Genomic DNA, 18210 nt, shown 5'->3' on the forward strand with positions numbered 1-18210 from the left:
TTTCGACCGCGTTCAGTTCGGGCGCACGGCGACCGTCAGGGCCGTCCGCGAGCGCGGCGTCGCGATTCGAACGTCGACGAGAACGGCGACGACGGCCGTCTCTCCCGCGCGCTCTTGGACGACGACGCCGTCGTCGACGACGCAGGGACCGAACTCCCGGTACGGGCCGTCGGGACAGTTCCTGAGCGCCCAGCCGGCGGCCGCGGAGTCGTTCGTCCGCAGCGCGACGCCGCCCTCGCCGGCGTGCGCGCGCTCGACGTTCGCCAGCGCGGGGTCGAGTCGCGAGCGAAAATCCTCGACTGCGACGTCTCTCGCCGCCCAATCGTACCGACCCGCGACGCCGGCGGCCGCCATTTCGACCCCGCCATCGGTCGTCTCAACGACGTCGTCCAGCGGCGGTGGTTCGGTGGTTTCGACCACGCCGGCGAAGCCGAGTTGCGCGTGAACGACGAGGAGCGCGAGCAGGGCCACGGCGACGACCGCACCGGAGACGAGCACCAACTGCCCGCGGTCGTCGTTCGATGTGGTGACGTCGTCATCCGAACTCCCGACACGAGTCACGGGTACCACACCTTCACCGTCGCGGTACAGCGCGGGACCGCGGCGGTCGCACTCCCGACTCGTGCGGTCTCCGGCGGGGGCCTACCGACTGACCCGACGTCGGTTCGGAGCGAGACGAACGCCCCGCTCGGGAGCCCCGCCGAAGCGACCTCGTGAAGCCGCGCTGCACGGGCGTCGAAGTCGCCCGACGAAGCGCAGGCCGAGCCGAGAAGCGTTCCCGTCGCGCCCGCCGGCACGGTCGCCACCAGCGACGCGGCATCTGCCGCCTGTCGCTCCAGCGAGTCCGCCTCGGAAGCCGGCGCGGGCGGCGCGAGTGCGAACCCCGCCGCGACGGCGAGGACGAGCAGGGTCGCGACGGCCGCTTCGACGACCGTCAGCGAGAGTTGTCCTCGGTCTTCCGTCCGGGCGGAGGCGTCGTCCGTACGGCGACAGCTCAACCGCCGCGAACGCTCGCCGTGACGCTCACACATCGACGGTCACCTCGATTCGCACGACCGTCGAATCGAACGCGGTTGCGGACGCGTCGACGCTCCCGGACGGGTCGGACTCGGCGGTTTCGACTCGAATCACGGGGCTCGCGCGAGACGATACCTCGACGACGCGTACCCCTTCGATTCCGGTCGGTCGGTGGAGGACGACCCTGTCGCCGACTCGAACCGTCTGAACAGTCGTGTTCGACCCGGGGTTCACGTCGAGTCGAACGCGGTTCGTCCGCCCGTCGAGCGTCGTGGTGGTCTCCTCCGAGAGGTCGACGGTCCCGCCGACGCTCCGTCGACTGACGGCGAGCGCACCGCGGCTGACCGTGTGGCCGCCCGACAGGTCGCCCCGCTCGGCTATCGTCCGGTCATCGACCCGGACGCGGAACGCGACGCCGCGGAGAGACGGAACGGCGGCGGCGAGTTCGGTGGCGTTCGTGTCGTTCGCGAGCGCCAGGTCGATTGCCTCGGCCGCGCTCCCATTGTCAGATGAGACCAGCGGGGATTCCGTGACTAGCGCGTCGGCGGTGCGCTCAGCGCGGTGTTGTTCGAGCGACTCACCGGCCGCGTCCGCGAGGGCCCGGTCGGCGGCGACGACGCCCCCGACCGTGACCGCGGTCACGAGCACGAGCGCCACCGCGAGTCCGGCGAGCGTCGTCTGTGCGCGCGCTGCGGGCCGGTTACGGTCACTCATCAGTCCCTCCCGACACAGGTTCGTTCGTGAGTTCGAGCGTCGCGCCGTCGTCGCCGACGACGACGCGAACGACGCAGTCGTTTCCGCTGTCCCACGTGCCCGAGACGGTCACCGATTCGGGGAGCGTGACCGGGACCTGCCGGTCGAACGCGTCGTTCGGATGGTCGAGGACCAGTGCCGGGGCGGTCGCGTTCGAGTCGCCCCCGAACGTGGCGTTCGGGACGTACGCGACGCGATAGGAACTCCCGCGAATCGTTCGCGGGAGGTCAACGTCGGCTCGCCTGGACCCGACGACCGCCGATTCGGGGACGACGGCGGTGGTTTCGACCCGGTCGGTGGCCGTTGCGAGCGTCCGGTCGGCGAGCTCGTGGCCGACCGCGGCGCGGTGGTCGGGAACGACGCCGCCGAGGAGCACGGTGGTCAAGAGTCCGATGAACAGCACGGCGATGGCGGCTTCGAGCGCTTTCCCGACGACGGGGACCACGGCACGGTCGGCGGTGCGGCGGGCAGGTTCGGTCGGTGACGAGGTCGGCCGGCGAGGAGCGTCAGCCACGGTCGACCACCACGGCGAGGTCGTATCGAGCGACGGTGAGCGTTCGGTCGCCGGAGACGACGGCGACGACGCTCTCGGTGCCGTCGCCGTCGAAGTCGGCTCGGCTCGTATCGAACCCGCGGCCCTCGAACGCGCGTTCCCACGCGACCGGGGTCGCTGTCTCGATGGCGACGGCGTAGCCGTCTGTCGGGAGGTCGGTCACGGTTCGCGTCGTTCGCGTTCGAAGCGCTGCACCGCCGCCGAGGCCGCCGCCGTCGGTGGCGTCGGCGGTTAGAACGGGCACCGTGAGAAACGCCGCGTCGCCGGCGAACGACAGCGGGACGGGCGTGACGAGCACGGCGCGGTCGCCGGTTCCGCGGACGACCGCGCCGCCGACGAACGCCACGCGCTGACCGCCGAGGTCGGCGACGTAGCCGTCGGCGTCGTAGGTCCTGTTAGTTCCCGCCTCCGGGATGATTCGGACCGACCTGTTCACTCGCGAGAGGTCGCCGTCGGTGACGCGAATCGGGTAGCTGTCGTTCGCGCCGGCGGCGACGCCGTCCCGGAGCGACGAGAAGCCGTCCGCGGCGGCGTCGGCGTCCGCGGTCGCGATTTGGGCATCCACGAGGCCGCCGACGCTGGCGGTCAAGAGGCCGATGGCGACCACGCCGATGCCGAGCAGGAGCGCGACGCCGACCACGTTCGCCTGCCCGCGGGTCGCGGTCATATCAGTCCCACCCCGGCGTAGACGAGATAGCACGCGACGACGAGAGCGGCGGAGTGTAACAGCGCCTCGTAGCGACCGCGGCTGGCCGTCCCGGAGAACCACCCCGACGCGAGCATCGTCGCCTGGGTGACGACGTACATCCGGTAGCGGTCGCGTTCGAGGTCCACCGCGCCGGCGTTGATGGCGAACGACCCGCCGGTCGAAAGCGTCGAGAGCTGGGCGAAGCCGTCGAAGACGTGGACGTTGACGGCGACGGTGATGCCGACGACGAGGAGCGCGGTCGTCCAGCCAACCGCGACGTAGACGAGCAGTCCCGACCGGAGCGCGCGCTTTTCGTGGTAGAGGCGGCCGATTTCGGTCTGGAGCGTGTCGAAGACGGTTCCCGTGTCGCTGCCGCCGTCGAGCGCGCCGACGACGAGGCCGATGGTCTGTTCGGCCATGGGCGTCCCGACGCGGTCGACGAACCGAGCCAACGCGGCCGTTCGGAGGTTCACGTCGGTCCCGGAACTCGGTGCGGTGAACCGGAGGTTGAGCGCGAGGTCGGCCACGTCCGAATCGAGCGGGCCGAGGTCCACGTCGCGGCCGACGCGCTCGACCGCGTCACCGAAGGGTCGCCCGAGACTGACGTGTCCCGAGACGGCGTGGACGAAGTCCTTCAACTCGCGGTCCTTCGCGTCGTCGAGGCGGGCGCGGCGGACGCCGACGAGTCCGACCGGGGCCGCGTAGGCGACGTAGCCGACGAGCGCGACACCGACGGCGTCAGCGCCGGCGAGGGCCGCGACGCCGGCCACGACGAGCCCCGGAAAGACGAAGACGACGGCCGCGCTGGCCGGGTTCCAGAGCGCCGAGTCGAGGACGCGGAACGCGCCGGTCGGCCGGTCGTACTCGACCGATTGGTCCGGCGGTCGGAGCCCGGCGACGAGCACGCTCGCGCCGAGACCGACGCCGAGGATGAACGCGGCGCTCGCGTAGACGACGATGCCGCGGGTGGTCGTCTGTCCGAGCGGCGTGACCACCGGCGCGGAGAGGCCGGGCGCGATGACGCTCATCACCGTGAGGACGATGACGAGCAGCGACGGGAGCACGAGGAGGACGATGAACAGTTCGGCGAGCAGTTCGAGGAAGCCCTCGGCGCGCTCGCGGGCGCGGTCCTGCCGGTGGCCGAGCATCCGGCTCTCCATCCGCAGGTAGTTCCGGAGCGCGTCGTCGCCCTGTCCGGCGTGCTCGCGGAACTTCAGGAGGAAGGGCGCGAGCATCCCCTCGGAGGGCGTGTCGCGGGCGACGCGCCGCAGGCCCTCGTTCACGTTGCCGGTCAGCGAGGCGGTGTTGAGGACGCCACGGAAGGCGACGGCCGTCTCGCCGTAGGCGTCGGTCTCGGCGACGCGCCGGAGCATCTCGCGGGGGCCGTCGCTCCCCGACGAGAGGACGTGCAGGTAGCGGACCGCGCCGGGCAGGGTTCGCTCGATGTTCTCCCGCCGGGCGGTCGCTCGCCAGCCGAGGTACCGCCCGGCGACGGCGAGAACGACGCGTCGCGTCGCTACTGCCGCCCCGAGGGCGAACAGCCCGGCCACGGGGAGTCGGGGAACGACGGGTACCGGGACGTATTCGAGAGGTGGAAGCGCCGCGCGGAGGACGGAGAGTGCGGCATCTATCGCCGAGTCGGGTACCGCGAGGAAGACGAGCACCGTCGGGAATGCGACGAACAGTCCGACCGCCCACGCGAGGCCGTAGGCGCGAGCGAGGTAGAGGTCGAAGCTCATCCGCATGTCGGTACCGCGGTAGCGGCGGCGGTCTCGGTCGTGTCGGGTGGCGTCGACGTGGCGGGCGAACAGCGCGTACAGCGCCCTGTCGAGGACCGAAAGCGAGCGAACGCGGCCGACCCGGCGCTCTTCGAGTCCGGCGTCGAATCCGGTCACGGGTCGACCTCGCCGTCAGCGTCGGAGTCGACCCCCCGCGTGTCGTCGGCGCTGTCTCCGCCGTCGGCGCTATCTCTGCCGTCAGCGGTCCGCTCGGCCATCCGCCGGCGGACGCGCTCGACCGTTGCGGCTTCGTCGGTTCGGAGGTCCGAGAGGAAGCCGAACAACCGGTCCACGTCGGTCACCTGCTCGCGGACGAGGTATTCAACGTAGCGGTGCTTCCGGTGGAACTCGCGCTCGACGGCCTCCACGTCGCGGTCTGTGGCCTCGGCGATGCGGTGGAACAATCGGATGCCGGCGCGTCGGCGGTCGTCGCCCAACTGCGGGTGCTCGTACGAGAGGTCGAACGAACCGTCCGGCGTTCGCCGGCCGACCGTGTTCCAGTGGAGCGTCCGCCCGTCTTTCTCGACGACGCCGCGGCGACCCCACGTCTCGTCGTACTCCGACTCGGGGACGAGTTCGACCACCTCGGAGACGTACCGCTCGCCGTCGACCTTGTGCGGGAAGACGACGAGGTCGAGTTCGCGGAGGAGGTACGGCGGGAGGCCCTGCTCGATGACGCGATTGACGAGCGTCTCGACGTCGGCGGCGTGAGTCGTGCCGATGACGCCGTGGCCGGTGTTGAGCGTCTCGGCGAACGTGGCGAACGACTCGGGCGTGTTGATTTCGGCGATGACCTCCACGTCGGGGTTGAGGTAGTTCGCCTCGGTCATCAGGTCGGCCATCGAGACGCGCTTGAACTCGGACTCGTGGTCGCGGGTCGTCAGGGAGATGCCCGTCTCGTGGGGGAGATGCACCTCGCGAGAACCCTCGTCGATGCTGATGGGCCGGTGGTCGTAGGGCACGAACGGCATGCACGCGTTCATCAACGTCGTTTTTCCAACCCCCGTCGAGCCCGAAAAGAGGACGACACGATGGTGCTCGTAACAGAGCCACAGCAGGGTGACGAGTTCGGTCGAGACCGAACCGCTTTCGACGAGGTCGACCGGCGTGAGCACGTCGCCAGTCTGTTTCCGAATCGAGACGTGCGGGCCGCCCTCGGAGATGACGGGGAGGGCGACGGCGCAGCGAATCGTCTCGTCGGTGTCGGCCGACGCGGGGTCGCCGCCGACCGCTCCGGGTCGGAGGTTCACCTTCGCGCTCGGGTTCGAGGCGTTCAACTCCACGCCGTCGGCGGCGGCGAGTTGGGTGACGACGTTCGTGAACTCGGTCTCGTCTTCGAAGACGAGGTTCGTCGGCACCCGCAGGCCGCCGCGGCCAGTCACGTCCGCCCGCGGAATGACTTTGACCCGTTCGCCGACCCGGTTGGCCTCTACGTCTTCGAGGTGGGGGTCGCGGATGGGAACGGTGAGGACGCCCTCGCCGACGTAGTCGCGGAGGACGTAGTAGACGAGGTCGTCGAGGCGGTCCTCGGCGAACCGGCGGTCGACCGGCGGGAGCGCGAGGCCGTACTCCGAGAGCGCGGCGCGGACGCGGAATCGCGTCGCGTCGACCCACGCGCGGGTGTTGCGAGCGGTGAGTCGCCGCGAGAGGAACTCGCGGGCGCGGTCGCGGACGAAGTCGATGCGGTCTGCGACCACGTCGTCGACGTTCGCCTCCCAGATTCGCTCCTTGCACTCCTCGATGAGTTCGGCGTCGCCGGGCACGAGGTCCGGTTCGAGGACGGCGTACTTCGTGGCGAAGTGGTCGTCGCCGAGGAGCCGGTCCCGGTAGACGACCACGTCCACGTCGTAGCCTGCGAACGGGACGGTGTAGTGAGCGACCCGCTCGGCGGCGATGCGGTCCGCGAACCTCACGTCGGAGTCGAAGTCGGTCGCCGCCGGTGCGAAGGCCTCGGTGTGGACGACCAACCGCTCGGAGCCGTCGCCGCGGCCGGCGTCGACGACCTCGATTCGCTCGTCGAGCGCCAGCGGCGTGACTTCGCCGAGGAGCCGTAGCTCGGACAGCGCGTGGTGTTCGACGCGTCTGCGGGCGCTCGGCGTCAGGTCGAGCAGGCGGTCGAAGATGCGGCGGTACTTCGGCGAGAGGCCGGTCTCCGCGCGAGCGGCCGCGCCCTCGCGAGTGAGCGGCCGTCGGCGGACGACGGTCGAGAAGTGGTCGCGGACGGTCGCCAACGCATCGGCTTCACGCGCGCCGAGCGTCGGCTCTCGGACCGCGTAGTCGAAGCCGTGGTCCGCGTCGCTGATGGTGACGACGGTGTCCGGGGCCACTTCGTACTGCGACCGGACGGTCGGCGCGTACCACGCGTTCGGGTCGTCCGGGGGGACGGGCGCTGGGACCGCGCCCGCCGCCGCGGGAGCCGAGGCGGCACCGAATTCGAGGGTCGGAGTGGGCCGCTCCGACCCGTTGTTATCGCCTTGGGTAGGCATACACCGTGGCTTGCCGAGTATTCATATTTAAGAATTTACTGCGTCCGACCACCGATGTTGGATTCGCAGAAACCGACGAATTCGAGACTCTCCGGGCATATATGCCGATTCGAGCATTACAGATGCCTCATTAATAATTGAAAATTTGACTAATAATGCCCTCGGAAATTATCAAACTTGGAATCGAGCGCGACCGGTCACGGTTTGTCCGGACGCACACTACTCACCCCGCAACGCCGGAATCCGAAGCACCACTTCCGTCCCACCTACGTCGTGGGAGTGGAACGCGACGGTGCCACCGAGTTGGTCGACGCCCCACTTCACCAGCCACAGGCCGAGGCCGCTGGCGTGTCTGAGTTGCGTCTCGCCGTGGGCGTTGATGGCGGCGAGTTCGCTCGCGTTGATGCCGGGGCCGTCGTCTTCGACGCGAATCACGAGTTCGTCGCCCTCGCGGGTCGTCGTCACCGAGACGACAGGCGTCGCCACCGGGTTGTGCTGGACGCCGTTTTCGACGAGTTCGCGGACGATTGGTTCGAGCGTGGGCGCACAGACGATTTCGTGGTCTGGAAGGTCGATAACGCGGACGTTCGCACCGGGGGAGTCGGCTCGGACGGCGTCGGCGGCGGCCCGTATCTGAACGGCCGCGGGGAGCAGGCGGATATCGCCGTTCCCATCGCTCCCGAGGGCCGCGCCGAGTTTCCGCGCCTTCTGGCTGATGTTGACGAGCGTCGATGCGTGGTCGTGGAGGATTTGGGCGTGGTCCCGCGCGTCGGCGAGTTCGCTGTCGTCGATGTCGTCCAAGACGAGGTTTGCGTAGCCTTCGAGGAGGTTCGCCTCAGTCCGGAGGTTGTGCCGGAGGACGCGGTTCATCACCTCGAGTTGCTGGAGGTTCAGTCGGCGGTCGGTCACGTCGCGGAAGACGAGCGCGTGGCCGATGTCGCGACCGTGGTGGTCGGTGAAGGCGCTCGTCCGAAGTTCGAAGTACCGCTGGCCCGACCCGAGTCTGACCGTAATCTGGTCTGTGTCCCGCTGGTCGGGCGAGAATTCCTCGATGACGTCGCCGATGGGCCGGCCCTTGAGTTCGGCGTTGTCGTCGCCGAGAATCCGCGCGGCCGACTGGTTCACGTCGGTGACGCGCCACTTCGTGTCGGTGATGAGCACCGCGTCGGCCATCGTCTCGACCACGCGTTCGCGGGCGACCCACCGAGGGACCGGTCGGGCTTCGAGGAGTTCGTAGCGGCTGATGGCGACGGTACAGGCGAGTCCCGCGAACGCGAACGCCGCGGGAGTCATGTCGATGGCCGGGCCGTAGAGTTCGAGGAGCGTCGTGGCGGCGTTTCCGAGGACGGGCATCAGCGCCCCGACGATGAGGGTCGCCGCCTGCAGTCGGTAAATCGTCGGCATGTCGAGCGCCGTCCGCAAGATGGCGGCCGAGCCGGCGAGCCACAGCAAGTAGCTGTACCCCAACACGACCCAGTACAGCGGCCCCCACTCGGTCTGGAGGACGGTAATCGTCCGGCCGACGGCGGGGACGACCGTCACGCTGCCCCACATCAGGTGGTGCAGGGGGTTGGTCCACACGGCGACGAGGCTGGCTAGCGGGAGCACAGAGAGCGCGAGGAGCGACGCTGGTGCGGTGTAGCGGTCTCGACCGGCGTAGGAACACGAAAAGAGAAACCACGCCAGCGGGGCCGCGAGGACGCCGATCCACTGGAGGTTCGCGAGCGCGAGCTTGAGCGTCAGGTCCTCGACGAGGAGTTCCAAGAGGTAGCCTGCCGACCACCACCCGCTGGCGAGGCCGAACGCGACCAGCCCGGTCGAACCGGGCGTCGGCCGTCGCCGCCACGCGAACAGGACGACGTAGCCACTTATCACTGCGGTGAGTATCATCAGCCCCACGATGACGACGACGAGCGGCACCGGTTGCGTGAGGAAATTCGCACCGGCGGTTCCCCCGAACACCAACTGCTCGAACGTGGCCCACCCGATGTTCGGAATCACTATCCAGATAGTTATTCATCGAGTGACAAAAGGGTATTCGAGAATTCGGGGTGGCCGCCTCGGGTCGACAGCTACGCCGGCGTCACTCCGCACGGGCGCTCGGTCCGGTGTGCGTCACACGAACGCACCGGCGGGACCGGCAACCGAAGCGACGACCGCGACGCCGACGGCCATCAGTACGCCCTCGCCGTCACGGAGCGTACAGAGTCGTTCGACCGACCGGTCCGACCCGGTGAGCGCGTGGGTAATCCACGTCGAATAGGCGACCGAAGGAAGGAGCGCGACCGGAGCCCACACGGGGACGACGCCGACCCACGACGCCACCCAGACGAGTCCGAGCGAGACGAGTTCCAGTCCGTAGAGGCCCAGTTGCGTGCGGCGGACGCCGACGACCGTCGGCAGGGTCTCGACGCCGTTCCGGGCGTCCCCCGTCACGTCACGGACGTTGTGGACTTCGACCGAGATGGCCGAGCGGAAGAAGAACCACAGCGCCGCGACGGCCGCGCCGGCCGCGCCGGCGGCGTACTCGGGTGCCGTCGCGGCGACCGCGAGCGGGATGAACGCGACGGGGACCGCCCACGCGAGCGACACCGTCGCGGTGTTGACGAGAAAGACGTCCTTGAGTCGGTCGACAGACGACAGCGGGACGAGCGGGACGCTGTAGAACGCCGCGACGACGCCCGGAAACAGCGTCAGCCCGAGGGCGTAAACGCCGCCGTGCCGGACGGCGAGCCAGATCGCGACGGCGACGGCGACCACCGAGCACGCGGCGTACACCCGCGGATGGGACGCCACGAAGGCGGTCCGCTCCGCGTAGTTCTCGGCGTCGGCGTCGAGGTCGGCAAGCTTGTCGAAGTTGTACACGCCGACGGTGATGAGAAAGCCGACGGCGAGGGCGGCGTTCGGGGTGATTCCGGCGAGCGCGGACGCGACGAACACTTCGGCGATGGTCGCCGCGCCGAGGAATACTGAGCTGTGGACGACTGCACCGTACAGGCGGGGTGGGACGATTCGCATTGCGCCTTCGTGTCGTGCCGCGAGTGGATTAGTTGTGCGCCAGACAACAGTTCGTTCCGGTTGCTCGGTTTGCGCTCGCGGTCGAACGTGTTCGGGGCCTCGCTCATTCGGCTTCGGCGCGTAGCGGGACGCATGGAGACAGGGACAGCCGAGCGGACGGAGACGGGAGCGACAGGTGAGACGGGAGCGACAGGTGAGACGGGAGCGACAGATGCGGCGTCAGCGACGGCCGAGGCGGTGACGACGACGGTCGAGGTCAAACTGACCGGGCACGTCAGGTCGGCCGCGGACACCCATCAGGTGGAGTTCACCTTCGAGGGCGAGACGCTCCGGGCGTTCCTCGACGCGTTCTTCGCGGCGTACGACGTGCGCGACCTCGTCATCGCGGAGCGCGAGGCGGACGCGACGACGCGGGGGTGGGCGCGAGTGGAGCGACCCCCGGGCACGTGGCGAAAGAACCCCGAAGGAGAGCAGACGCGCCCCTACGCTCGCGTCCTCGTCAACGGCGTGTTCAACGAGAACCTCGACGGCTTCGACACGCGGCTCGAAGACGGCGACCGCGTCGCGCTGATGAAGCCGTTTCTGTTCTGTCTGTGAGCGGGGCGTCTGCGTGGTCGGTCTCATCGGCCGTGACCGCGAATTCCCCCATGTCCGACCGCCGCAGGACTAACGTCCCCCGCCGACAGATAACCGGTATGTCATCGCCCTCCGCGGACGACTCGACTCGCGAACGCGGCCCGGACGAGGTGTTCTGCCGCGACTGTGGCGCGGTCATCGACGCGCGCGCCGAAATCTGTCCCGAATGTGGGGTCCGTCAGCGCGACCCGCCGAAGTCGTCGGTCGACTCGGCGCTCGACGACCTCCTCGAAGGCGGCAACCCCTTCGTCGCGGCGGTGCTGTCGGCGATTTTCCCCGGCCTCGGACAGCTGTACAACCGCGAACTCGAACGCGGCCTCGTCTTCGCGGTCGGCTTCATCGTCGCCTCCGTCTCGGTGATGGTCTTCATCGGTTTCCTCCTCGCGCCTGCCGTGTGGCTCTACTCGGTGTACGACGCCTACACCCGCGCCGAACTCCGGGCCGAGGAGTTACAGCGCGAGGCGGACCGGGAACACGAGACGGAGATTTCGGTCAGCGAGGCGGATGACGAGGAGTACGAGGAATAGACGACGGGAACGACGTTCACCACGTCCTGAGATGCTTTGACCGTCGAGTCCGTCGCAGAGCGGCTGGTCCGTCCGACGACCCGAAGTGAAATTCATAACGAATTAATCAGTTCCTGACAACTCTTCGAGAGATGACGGAGCACCGGCGCCGGACGGGACGACGCACGTTGGCTGGACTGACTGTGGCCAACGCGCTTCCGCTCGTCGGAATCCTCTTGTTCGACTGGCGTCTGGTCAATCTTCTCGTCGTCTACTGGGTCGAGATAGCCGGTGGGGCGCTCCGGCGGATGCTGGAAGCGACGTTCGCAGGCCAACGCGGTGCCGCAGAAAACTGGGTGGCCGCGGACTCGCGGTGGGGCTGGCGGTCGCCGTTTCGCTCGCTCCGAGAAAAGCGTGGGAGTGTCCACCTCCACGCGTCACTACCGCCGCTTTATCCACGGTCGTTTCCGCGTGTGTTCGAACTCGGACGAGTGGTCATCGGTCTCTCGCTCGTCAGCGGCGGTGGACTCTGGTTCGCAACCGTCGGGAGCGGCATGTTTGTCGAGAGTCTCCTCGTGGCGGGCGTGACGACGCTCGCCCGCGAGGCGGCGACACTCGTGCGCCACGTCAAATCACGCGACTACCGCGACCTCGTCCCCCTGTCGGTGCTCACCCCGCGGTCCACTCTCGGGGTCATCGTTCTTGCGGGAGTCGTCGTCTGGGGCGTTGCATTCGGGCCGTCACCGACCGAACGCACAGGATTTCTCTTCGTACTCGTTTATCTCGCTCGCGTCGGGTTCGACGCGTACAGCGTGGTCGAGAATCGCAACCGGTTCGCCCCGCGTGACCCGACCGAGGCTGATTTTGAGGCCGCAGACGACGATGAATGGGCACCAATCGGTATCCCGGATGGGGCTCCGAGAGATGTGTACCACACGAACCGCCGTGCGGTGTGGGGCAGCGCGGTTGTCGACGGACTCTTCGGCGTGCTGAGCCCTCGACGCTTCGCCACGGTCGCCATCGCGGCCTTTCTCGGGTACGTCCTTGCCGGGGCGACGTGGGCGGCCGTCGGTGCGAGTGCGGTCGTGATGGGCGTCGTCGCACACACGCTCGCGGAGCGAGACCTTCGGTGGGGACACCTGGAGTATCGGATGTACGAGAATCACGTCGTCTGTCATGACTGCCTCTTGGACACGACACAATGGCGTATCGAACGCAGACTGGTCGCGGACGTGACGGAACGGTCCAGACTGGTCGAACGGCTTCTAGGTGCCTCCTCGGCGACAATAGCACAGCACGGCGATAGTCCGGCTCGGACGCTCCGCTGTCTCGGCTCGGACGCGTTCGCGCCGCCTTCGGAGACAATTACGGCCGACTGGTCGAACTGAAACGCCGGTACGACCCGGAGAACCGGTTCCGTGTAAATCAGAATATCGCGCCGCGAGCCTGACAGCGCCGAATTCCAGCAGCGCCAAAACGCGTCTTCGACCGTCGGCGACGCGACGATTAGGCGAACTCGTCAGAGAGGTCGGCGTCCCAGTCCGGCGGGAGCAGCGGGTCGGGGTCCTCGTGGACGAACTCGACGCCCTTGTCGGGGTCCAGCGGGTGGACCTTCGTCCGCATCGTCTCGCCGGCGTTGAGGAGCGAGAACATGCGTTCGGACTCCGCGAGGCGGTAGTATAGCGGGAGGCAGACGGCGACTTCGTCGTCGGTGGCGCGGACGACGAGCGCGAGGTAGACGAGGCCGCCGGTGACCGCGCGGAACGCCTCGTACTCGTCGAACGCCGCGCCCTCGACGGCGGCTTCGAGGTCGGGGTACACGTCGTCGCCAACGACCACGTCGAGGCCGACGTGGTCGACGACTTCGTCGCCCGTTCCGGGAACCGGGACCACGTCCCCCGGCAGGGCGACGACGACCGTCCAGTCTCGCTCCCGATAGTCGTCGGCGAGCGCCTCGCACTCTTCGACCACGGTCTCCCACGTGCCCGACTCGTCCGAGAGCGGATGTTCTTCCATGCGGCATGGTGTCGGAGTCCGCTACCTAAACTTTGGCTTCTCCCGCCGCAGTCGCGCGCTTTCGCGCGTCACGCGGGCGACCGCAGGCGATTCAGCATTATGTTTCCCACGTATCAATTGGCAAAAATTGAAAAGGTATTTCACGCCATGCAGGTCATTCCCATTCAATGAGGAATCTACTCTCTCTTTCGGACCTTCGAACCCAGTTCTCGACCGGCCGGGGTCGGGTCAAGGCCGTCGACGGCCTCGACCTCACGGTCGGCGAGGGCGAGACGGTCGGACTGGTCGGCGAATCCGGGTCCGGAAAGAGTGTGACGGCGTTGTCGGCGATGGGACTCGTCGACGACCCCGGCGAAATCGTCTCCGGGTCGGTCGAACTCGAGAGCGCCCGACTCGCCGAGGAGTTCCGCGAGGAGTACAACAACCCCGGCTTCGTCGACGGCGACGTGGTCAATCTGGTCGACGCCCCCGAGGAGGCGCTGCGGGCCGTCCGCGGGCGCGAACTCGGGATGATCTTCCAGGACCCGATGACCTCGCTGAACCCCTCGCTGACGGTCGGCGAGCAGGTCGCAGAGAGCCTGCGACTCCACCAGTACGGCGGCCGACGCAAGGACTCGTGGTTCAACGCGGTCCGCGAACTGCTCCCCCGCATCAGCCGCGACATCGACGACGAAGTCGTCGAGCGGACCATCGACGTGCTCGAGTCGGTCGGCATCCCCGAACCCGGCGCGCGGGTCGACGAGTACCCCCACGAGTTCTCCGGGGGGATGCGCCAGCGCGTTCTCATCGCCATCGCGCTCGCCTGCCAGCCGCGCGTGCTCGTCGCCGACGAGCCGACGACCGCGCTCGACGTGACCATTCAGGCGCAGATTCTCGACCTCATCGACGACCTGCAGGAGGACCTCGGCATGTCCGTGCTCATGATCACCCACGACCTCGGCGTCGTCGCCGAGACGTGCGACCGGGTGGCGGTCATGTACGCCGGCGAAATCGTCGAGGAAGGACCGGTCGAGGAAATCTTCCACAACCCCTCGCACCCCTACACGTACACGCTCCTCGAATCGCTCCCGAGCGAGGAAAAAGAGCGCTTGACGCCCATCGAGGGCAACGTGCCGGACCTCATCGACATGCCCGAAGGGTGCCACTTCGCCCCCCGGTGTCCGTGGGCCCAGCCGGAGTGTACATCGGGTGAGATACCGTACAAGCAACACGGCGACGACGCCGTGGACCACCGCTCGAAGTGCATCCTCGACGACTTCGACACCGACGAGTACGGCGGCGACGCCATCGAATCGTCGACGGGTACCGAGCCCTCCGACACGCCGCTGCTCGAAGTCGACGGCATGCAGAAGTACTACGAGCAGGCCGACGGCCTCCTCGACCGCTTCCTCGGGGCGGACGACCGGAGCGTGAAGGCGGTCGACGGCATCGACTTCACCGTCTACGAGGGCGAGACGCTCGGCTTAGTCGGCGAGTCGGGCTGTGGGAAGTCCACCGCCGGGCGGAGCCTCCTGCATCTGACGCCGCCGACCGGCGGGCGCGTCGTCTTCTCGGGGACGGACCTCTCCGGGCTCGACAGCGACGAACTCCGCGCGATGCGCCGCGACATGCAGATGATCTTCCAGGACCCGCTGTCGTCGCTGGACCCGCGGATGACCGTCGGACAGACCATCCGCGAGCCCCTCGACGTCCACGACCTCCCCGTGTCCGACCCGGACGTGCGCGGCGAGGCCGACGTCACCGTGACCGGCATCGATGCCGAGCGCGTCTCGGTCACCGCGAGCGACGAGATCGACGCCATCGTCGGCTCCTCGAACGGCGTCGCCACCGCCACCGTGACCGTCACGGTCGCCGACGGCGAGGTCGACGTGGCCGTCGAAGAGCGCCTCCGCGCCGAGGTCGAAGTCGAGCGCGAAGGTGACGTCGTCTCGGGCGTCACCGTCCGCGTCACGCCGGGCGACTCGACCAGCGAGCGTCGACGTCGCCGGGTCCACCAACTGCTCGACGCGGTCGGCCTCGAAGTCGGCCAGTACGACCGTTACCCGCACGAACTCTCCGGCGGCCAGCGCCAGCGCGTCGGCATCGCCCGGGCGCTCGCGGTCGACCCCGATTTCATCGTCGCCGACGAGCCGGTGTCGGCGCTCGACGTGTCCGTGCAGGCGCAGATTCTCAACCTCCTCGAAGACCTCCAGGAGCGCTTCGGGCTGACGTACCTCTTTATCGCCCACGACCTCTCTGTGGTTCGCCACATCTCCGACCGCGTGGCCGTGATGTACCTCGGCGAAATCGTGGAGGTCGCGGCGACCGACGAGCTGTTCGACGACCCGCGGCACCCCTACACGCAGGCGTTGCTGTCGGCGATTCCGGAGCCCGACCCGGCCGCCGAGACCGACGACCGCATCATCCTCGAAGGCGACGTGCCGAGCCCCATCAACCCGCCGTCGGGCTGTCACTTCCGGACGCGGTGTCCGCAGGTCATCCCGCCCGCGGACCTCGACATCGAGCAGGCGGCCTACCGCGAGGTGATGGACCTCCGCCAGCGCGTCGAGCGCGAGTCGCTGGACGTGGAGACCGCTCGCGACGCGGCACTCGATGCGGGCGACCCGAGCGCCGAAGCGACGGTGAGCGCCGACGGCGGCACCGCCGACGCCGACGCCGTCGTGGACAAACTCCGCGAGTCGCACCTGTCACACACGCTGTCGCCCGAACTCCGGGGCGTCGTCGACCGCGCGCTCGAACGCGTCGTCGCCGACGACTGGGACGAGGCGAGCGAGATTCTGCGCGACCGATTCGAGAGCGTCTGCGAGCGCGACGCGCCCGAACTGGGCGAACAGACCCACCCCGCGGCGTGTCACCTCGTAGACGAATAGACCGCGCATCGGGGCCTATGCGGCCTCTCGTCACGCATTCGACGTTTTTTGATTGTCTCGTATTTTTACCGGAACAGGTCGGCGGTGTCTCTCGTTCCGTCCTTCAGCGCTTCGTTATTTTTATAGGGAGTCATTGATAGGTACACGTATGTCACAAGATGGCAATGATGTTTCGCGGCGTCGGTTCCTGACGGCCGCAGGAGCTGCTGCAGCGACGGCCGGACTCGCGGGCTGTTCCGGCGGCGGCGGTGAGGACACCACCACCGAATCCGGTGAGACGACCGGTGAGGGCGAGACGGACCAGACCGAGACGGAGACCGAAGACGGCGGGTCGACGTCGGTCCTCCGCTACGGTCGCGGCAGCCACTCGCCGACGCTCGACTTCCAGAACAGCACGAGCGGCGAGGTCGCGAAGGTGACCGAACAGCTCTACGACACGCTCATCAACTTCGAGCCGGGCCAGTCGACGCTGACGCAGGGGCTCGCCACCGAGTACTCCCTGGAGGGCCAGTCGGCCTCCATCACGCTCCGCGAGGGCGTGATGTTCCACAACGGCGAGGAGTTCACGGCGGAGGACTTCGTGGCGACGTATCGCCGCTTCGTCGACAGCGACTACGAGTACTACGCCGGCGACGACTACGTCTCGGCGTATGGGCCGTTCACCCTCGGCTCGTGGATCGACGAGATTCAGGTCGACGGCGACTACTCGATGACGATTCAGCTGACCCAGTCGTACGCGCCGTTCCTGCGTAACCTGGCGATGTTCGCGGCGTCGGTGCACTCTCTCGCCGCAATCGAGGAGTACGGCACGGACCTCAGTTCGAACCCCGTCGGCACGGGCCCGTTCCAGCTGAGCAACCTCGACGACGCGAACGAGCGCATCCGCCTCGAAGCTAACTCCGAGTACTGGGGCGAGGGGCCGAACGTGGACGAGGTCGTCTTCGTCACCATCGGACAGAACTCGACGCGCGCCCAGTCGCTCGCGTCGGGCGAACTCGACATCATCGACGGACTCGGCGCGCAGTCGTCCGTCCAGGTCGAAAACGCCAGCAACGCGAACCTCGTCCGCACCGAGGGTATCAACATCGGCTACATGGCGTTCAACATGGCGAGCCGCGAGGAGTTCCGCGACCGCCGCGTCCGGCAGGCCGTCAGCCACGCCATCAACACCGAGGCCATCGTCAACGAGATTTACTCGGGCTTCGCGACGCAGGCGAGCCAGCCGCTCCCGCCGAACGTCCTCGGTCACAACGACGACATCGACCCGTACCCGTACGACCCCGAGGAGGCCCAGCGCCTCCTCGAAGAGGCCGGCTACGGTGACGGCTTCTCGTTCGAACTGGCGACGTTCCAGAACCCCCGCGGCTACAACCCGTCGCCGATTCAGACCGCCGAGACCGTCGCGTCCAACCTCGGCGAAATCGGCATCGAGGTCGACATCAACCAGCAGTCGTTCGGGCCGTTCCTCGAATACACCGCCCAGGGCCGCCACGACGCGTGTTTCCTCGGCTGGTACACCGACAACGCCGACCCGGACAACTTCATGTACGTCCTCCTGCACCCGCAGGTAGAGGAAGGCGAACTCACGGAGGGACAGGACTGGGTCAGCTTCGACGCCGAAGGCTACAACACCAGTAACCGCTCGGCGTGGGCGAACCGCGACTACATGGACCTCGTCGAACAGGGCCAGAGCACCTACGACGAGGCCGAGCGCGAGTCGCTGTACAACGAGGCGAACCAGATCGCACACGACGAAGCCCCGTGGGTCTACCTCGACTACGCCGACGAGCTTCGCGGCGTCTCCAACCGCGTCAGCGGGTTCCAGATCGCCGCCATCAGCGGTCCGTACCTCAACCTGGTCAGCCTGAACTGAGGCACTGACCGCGCCT

General features: G+C 68.1%; 16 protein-coding genes. 6 read left to right on the forward strand and 10 right to left on the reverse strand.

What is annotated here, in order from left to right; all coding sequences use genetic code 11:
- Nucleotides 1-12: 12 nt before the first annotated feature.
- The 9 genes from BN984_RS09385 to BN984_RS09425 form a co-directional block, all read right to left on the reverse strand.
- Nucleotides 13-561, reverse strand: coding sequence for a DUF7261 family protein (locus tag BN984_RS09385; RefSeq protein ID WP_008091919.1), 549 nt, complete (start codon nucleotides 559-561; stop codon nucleotides 13-15).
- Nucleotides 558-1031: a DUF7262 family protein gene (locus BN984_RS09390; protein WP_081909189.1), complete on the reverse strand. Its 474-nt coding sequence runs from the start codon at nucleotides 1029-1031 to the stop codon at nucleotides 558-560. Before BN984_RS09390 ends, BN984_RS09385 begins: the two co-directional genes overlap by 4 nt.
- Nucleotides 1024-1731 carry a DUF7263 family protein gene (locus BN984_RS09395; protein WP_049968094.1) on the reverse strand — a complete coding sequence of 236 codons (708 nt, stop codon included), beginning with the start codon at nucleotides 1729-1731 and terminating at the stop codon, nucleotides 1024-1026. The genes BN984_RS09390 and BN984_RS09395 overlap by 8 nt, the downstream gene beginning before the upstream one ends.
- Nucleotides 1724-2284 carry a DUF7266 family protein gene (locus tag BN984_RS09400; RefSeq protein ID WP_049968095.1) on the reverse strand — a complete coding sequence of 187 codons (561 nt, stop codon included), beginning with the start codon at nucleotides 2282-2284 and terminating at the stop codon, nucleotides 1724-1726. Before BN984_RS09400 ends, BN984_RS09395 begins: the two co-directional genes overlap by 8 nt.
- Nucleotides 2277-2990, reverse strand: coding sequence for a DUF7289 family protein (locus BN984_RS09405; RefSeq protein ID WP_049968096.1), 714 nt, complete (start codon nucleotides 2988-2990; stop codon nucleotides 2277-2279). Before BN984_RS09405 ends, BN984_RS09400 begins: the two co-directional genes overlap by 8 nt.
- A complete protein-coding gene (locus BN984_RS09410) occupies nucleotides 2987-4906 on the reverse strand; it encodes a type II secretion system F family protein (RefSeq protein ID WP_008091924.1) in 1920 nt (639 codons plus the stop codon). The genes BN984_RS09405 and BN984_RS09410 overlap by 4 nt, the downstream gene beginning before the upstream one ends.
- Complete coding sequence (locus tag BN984_RS09415; protein ID WP_049968097.1) at nucleotides 4903-7275, reverse strand: type II/IV secretion system ATPase subunit; 2373 nt, start codon at nucleotides 7273-7275, stop codon at nucleotides 4903-4905. Before BN984_RS09415 ends, BN984_RS09410 begins: the two co-directional genes overlap by 4 nt.
- Nucleotides 7276-7494: 219 nt before the next feature.
- The gene (locus BN984_RS09420; RefSeq protein ID WP_049968098.1) at nucleotides 7495-9276 is read right to left on the reverse strand and encodes a histidine kinase N-terminal 7TM domain-containing protein; all 1782 of its coding nucleotides are present in this window, start codon (nucleotides 9274-9276) and stop codon (nucleotides 7495-7497) included.
- A 114-nt stretch (nucleotides 9277-9390) separates the two neighbouring features.
- A complete protein-coding gene (locus tag BN984_RS09425; protein WP_049968099.1) occupies nucleotides 9391-10293 on the reverse strand; it encodes a UbiA family prenyltransferase in 903 nt (300 codons plus the stop codon).
- Between the two features lie 132 nt (nucleotides 10294-10425).
- On the opposite strand from BN984_RS09425, the gene BN984_RS09430 reads away from it, so the two are divergent.
- From BN984_RS09430 to BN984_RS20155, 4 genes are all read left to right on the forward strand, one after another.
- Nucleotides 10426-10890 carry a MoaD/ThiS family protein gene (locus tag BN984_RS09430; RefSeq protein WP_081909190.1) on the forward strand — a complete coding sequence of 155 codons (465 nt, stop codon included), beginning with the start codon at nucleotides 10426-10428 and terminating at the stop codon, nucleotides 10888-10890.
- Nucleotides 10891-10988: 98 nt separating this feature from the next.
- Complete coding sequence (locus BN984_RS09435) at nucleotides 10989-11456, forward strand: zinc ribbon domain-containing protein (RefSeq protein ID WP_049968101.1); 468 nt, start codon at nucleotides 10989-10991, stop codon at nucleotides 11454-11456.
- Between the two features lie 131 nt (nucleotides 11457-11587).
- Complete coding sequence (locus tag BN984_RS09440) at nucleotides 11588-12823, forward strand: DUF6498-containing protein (protein WP_049968102.1); 1236 nt, start codon at nucleotides 11588-11590, stop codon at nucleotides 12821-12823.
- Entirely contained in the window at nucleotides 12820-12885 is a 66-nt protein-coding gene (locus BN984_RS20155) for a BBE domain-containing protein (RefSeq protein ID WP_342339136.1), read from the forward strand. The genes BN984_RS09440 and BN984_RS20155 overlap by 4 nt, the downstream gene beginning before the upstream one ends.
- A 56-nt stretch (nucleotides 12886-12941) precedes the next feature.
- On the opposite strand, the gene BN984_RS09445 is transcribed toward BN984_RS20155, so the two are convergent.
- Nucleotides 12942-13451: a DUF7529 family protein gene (locus BN984_RS09445; protein ID WP_049968103.1), complete on the reverse strand. Its 510-nt coding sequence runs from the start codon at nucleotides 13449-13451 to the stop codon at nucleotides 12942-12944.
- A 167-nt stretch (nucleotides 13452-13618) separates the two neighbouring features.
- Between BN984_RS09445 and BN984_RS09450 the strand changes: the two genes are divergently transcribed.
- Both BN984_RS09450 and BN984_RS09455 read left to right on the forward strand, forming a co-directional pair.
- Nucleotides 13619-16321 (forward strand): ABC transporter ATP-binding protein, encoded by a 2703-nt coding sequence (locus BN984_RS09450; protein WP_008091943.1) that lies wholly within the window; start codon nucleotides 13619-13621, stop codon nucleotides 16319-16321.
- 148 nt (nucleotides 16322-16469) lie between these two features.
- On the forward strand, nucleotides 16470-18194 hold the full coding sequence (locus BN984_RS09455) for an ABC transporter substrate-binding protein (protein ID WP_008091944.1): 1725 nt from the start codon (nucleotides 16470-16472) through the stop codon (nucleotides 18192-18194).
- The last annotated feature ends 16 nt before the right edge of the window (nucleotides 18195-18210 follow it).

It is taken from the genome of Haloferax prahovense, from assembly GCF_000723845.1.
Classification (GTDB): domain Archaea; phylum Halobacteriota; class Halobacteria; order Halobacteriales; family Haloferacaceae; genus Haloferax; species Haloferax prahovense.